Below are 1184 nucleotides of genomic sequence, written 5' to 3'. Positions count from 1 at the left end.
TTAGCGCAGGCGCCGTTGGTGCGAACTTCGTTCTTAACTACGCTGATATTCGGAACTGCAGAGCAGTTGTCTGTAGCCGTGATATCTTCCTGAACAGGAACTGCATCACAATCTACCGTTCTGGCAGCCGGGATAATGGTTGTTACCACCGGAGCCGTTGTATCCTGAACATGTACCACTTGCGTAATGGTAGTATCATTACCACATTCGTCAACAGCTGTCCATGTACGGGTGAGGGTGTAGCTGTTGGCACATGTACCATTAGTGCGTACTTCGTTCCTGGTTATCGTGATATTACCTGTTGCAGAACAGTTGTCTGTAGCGGTGATCACTGCCTGAGCAGGTACGCTGTTACAATCTACTGTAGTATCAGCTGGTACAATCACAGTGAATACCGGAGCAGTAGTATCCTGAACATGAATGATCTGAGTGATGGTGGTGTCATTACCACATTCGTCTACAGCTGTCCATGTACGGGTGAGGGTGTAGCTGTTAGCGCAGGTACCGTTGGTACGAACCTCATTCCTGGTTATGGTAATATTACCGGTAGCAGAGCAGTTATCGGTAGCATTGAACACCGGCTGAGCAGGAACTGCATCACAATTCACAGTGGTGTCAGCAGGTGCTACTACATCGAATCTCGGTGCAGCCGTATCCCTTACGTTGATCACCTGCGTGATAGTGGTATCATTACCACATTCATCAACAGCCGTCCATGTACGGGTGAGGGTGTAGCTGTTAGCGCAAGATCCATTGGTGCGAACCTCGTTCCTGGTTATGGTGATATTACCTGTTGCAGAGCAGTTATCGGTAGCATTGATCACCGGTTGAGCCGGAACGCTGTTACAATCCACGGTGGTGTCTGCTGGCGCTACTACATCGAATCTCGGTGCAGCCGTATCTCTTACGTTGATCACCTGGGTGATGGTGGTATCATTACCACATTCATCTGTAGCAGTCCAGGTACGGGTGAGGATATAAGTATTAGGACAAGTACCGTTAGTGCGTACTTCGTTCCTCACCACAGTGATATTTGGCGTTACAGAACAGTTGTCTGTAGCAGTGATCACTGGTTGGGCAGGTACACTGTTACAATCTACCGTAGTATCAGCCGGGGCGGCCACAGCAAATACCGGAGCAGTTGTATCCTGAACATGTATCACCTGGGTAATAGTAGTATCATT

At 48.7% G+C, this 1184-nt stretch carries 1 protein-coding gene; it reads right to left on the bottom strand.

Annotation, left to right across the window (positions count from 1 at the left end; translation table 11 throughout):
* On the bottom strand, window positions 1–1184 hold a 1184-nt coding region (locus tag BUR42_RS29225), incomplete at both ends, for an HYR-like domain-containing protein (RefSeq protein ID WP_200798418.1).

It is taken from the genome of Chitinophaga niabensis (assembly GCF_900129465.1).
Classification (GTDB): domain Bacteria; phylum Bacteroidota; class Bacteroidia; order Chitinophagales; family Chitinophagaceae; genus Chitinophaga; species Chitinophaga niabensis.
The sequence above is the reverse complement of the archived record's forward strand: the minus strand, read 5'-3'. Positions and strand labels throughout refer to the sequence as shown.